The following is a 2,510-nucleotide window of genomic DNA, read 5'->3' on the forward strand; positions in this document are numbered from 1 at the left end:
GCGTCCGCCCCGAACCAGCTGGCCACCACGGGATCCGCACCCCTCGCCCCGCTCGGCTGGGCACTCGGCATCCTCGCCGCCGGAATCGCGGTGACCCTGATCCACCGACACCGCGCGACACGACGGTCGAACTGACCGCCACCGCAGAAACACCCAGGAGCCACGACCCCGGGGCAAGGTGGTCGTCCGTGTGTGTTGCGCATACGTGGGATGACTCGCCCATCCGTTCTCACCATCACCCGGCTCCTTTGGAGTCACCCGCCCATTACCCACCAAGGAGTGCCACCGTGCACAGGAGTTTGTCGTCGTTCATCCCTCGCGTGATCGCCGGGGGTGTGGGCATGGCCGTGATTGCCGCATTGACATTGACGGGCGCGACTACTGCACAGGCTGCCGACACGTCATGTTCAGCCGGCGTCTGCGTGGTTTCTTTCAGCTTCCACGGCACGGCTGAGGAATGGGATGTCCCGGCTGGCGTCACGAGCATCACCGCGTCAGTCGCAGGCGGTTCCGGTGGGCATGCGACATCTGGGGGCGGCCTCTACGCGGGCGAGAAGGGAGCGGGTGGTCTCGGTGGTGCGGTGCGTGCCACACTCCCGGTTCAAGCGGGCGACAAGCTGAAGGCCGTCGTCGGAGGTGCAGGCCAAGATGGCGTCGGTTTGGGTTCTCCCGCGGTCGGTGGCTACGGAGGGGGCGCCTCCGCCGGCAAGAAAAATGACGATAGCCCATACGGTGGCGGAGGTGGAGGCGGAGGCAGCTTTCTCTTCAACGCAGGTTCGCTGTCGCTCGCAGCCGGCGGTGGAGGCGGTGCAAGCGTCGCCAACCAGCGGGCTGTACGCGGCGGAGCGGGCGGCAGTGTTGGCGCCGGATCATCAGGAGGGTCACCGGGCGGAAGTAGCTCCTCCTACATATATTCGGGCGGCGGCGCGACCGCGACTGGTCCGGGTGCTGGTGGCGGCAACTATGTCAAGGGCGCGCCGGGCAGCTCGTACCCGGCGTCCGGTCCGTCCGCGTTCGGGTTCGGGGGCGGCGGAGGGAACAACGGAGGCTTCAGTTCATACTTCAGCAGTGGAAGCGGCGGCGGCGGCGGCGGCTACTTTGGCGGAGGCGGAGGCGGCAACGATGGTGTCGCTTCCGGGGGCCAAGAAGTCGGCGCGGGTGGTGGTGGGTCGGGGTTTGTCGCCTCGAATGCCACGAACGTCGTCAGCCTGAGCGGCAACACAGGTGACGGGAGCATCGTCATCACCTACGACGAGCCCAAAGACACCACCACGCTCGAGGTGAAGGCAAGCGACAATCCCAACGACGCGACGGCGACCACGCTGACCGCGGTCGTGTCCCCGGCAACCGCGACCGGGAGCGTGACGTTCACTGACGGCAGCACCGAGCTGGGATCCGCCACCCTCACCGACGGCGTCGCGACGTTGTCGAAAACACTCGCTTCCGGCACGCATACGATCACCGCGTCCTATTCCGGCGATGCGGCTTACGGCACCTCCACCACAAGCACGACGGTGACGGTCACCGCCTACTCAGCCCCGTCCTTCGACACCGACTCCACCGCCGACGCCCCGATCGAGAAGAACGTCGTCGCCGGACAATCGTTCTCCTTCGACGACTTCGTCACGACCGGTGTACCCGGTCCCACCTACAGTGTCGAGAACGACGACAGCGACGACAGCGTCCTGCCCGAGGGCGTCGCCTTCTCCGACGGAGTCCTTTCCGGAACCACCACCCACGCGGGCACCTGGCAGATCATGGTGACCGCCACCAACAGCGTCGGCACCGCGACGGAACACGTGCGACTGACCGTCGCCCCTGGACCCACCACCGCGCTCGAAGCCGCCGTCTTCCCCGGCGACGCCGCCAGCACCACCACGTGGGCAGTCGCCCCCGACGGCACGGTCACCGAATCCTCCAATGGCGCCACGACGGCCGACGCCACCATCACCGCAGACCAGGGCGACACGATCGCGTTCCGAACGACGCCGATAGACCAGTACGGCAACGTCACCACGGGCGGGACCGTTGATCCGGTCACTCTCTCCAGCGTCGAGAGCGACACGATCACCTACGACTCGGCAACCAACCTCACCAGCGTCCGGTTCAACCACGCCAGCCCCCACGTGATCACCTTCAAAGTCGGGACCCTCACCAACTCCTTCACCGTCCAGGTCACCCCCGCCACAGCAGCCCCCTCGTTCAGCACGGACTCCACCAGCGATGCCCCGATTACCGAACGCGTCATCGCCGGACAGTCGTTCTCCTTCGACTTCACGGCCTCAGGCACCCCCACCCCCACCTACAGCATCGAAAACGATGACACCGACAGCACCGTCCTGCCCGACGGCGTCACCTTCACGAACGGCATCGTCGCCGGATCCTCCACCCGCGCCGGTACCTGGAAAGTCAAGGTCACCGCCACCAACAGCGTGGGCACCGCCACCGAATACGTGAAACTCACCATCGCCCCCGGCACCGCCACCGCCCTGGAAGCCGCCGTCTCCCCC

At 66.9% G+C, this 2,510-nt stretch carries 1 protein-coding gene; it reads left to right on the top strand.

Going from position 1 to position 2,510, the window contains the following annotated elements; all coding sequences use genetic code 11:
- Window positions 1-341 precede the first annotated feature (341 nt).
- The coding region (locus DEU35_RS16925; RefSeq protein WP_147301903.1) for an Ig-like domain repeat protein at window positions 342-2,510 on the top strand (2,169 nt) is incomplete at its 3' end.

Source organism: Microbacterium sp. AG157 (genome assembly GCF_003385695.1).
Lineage (GTDB): Bacteria > Actinomycetota > Actinomycetes > Actinomycetales > Microbacteriaceae > Microbacterium > Microbacterium testaceum.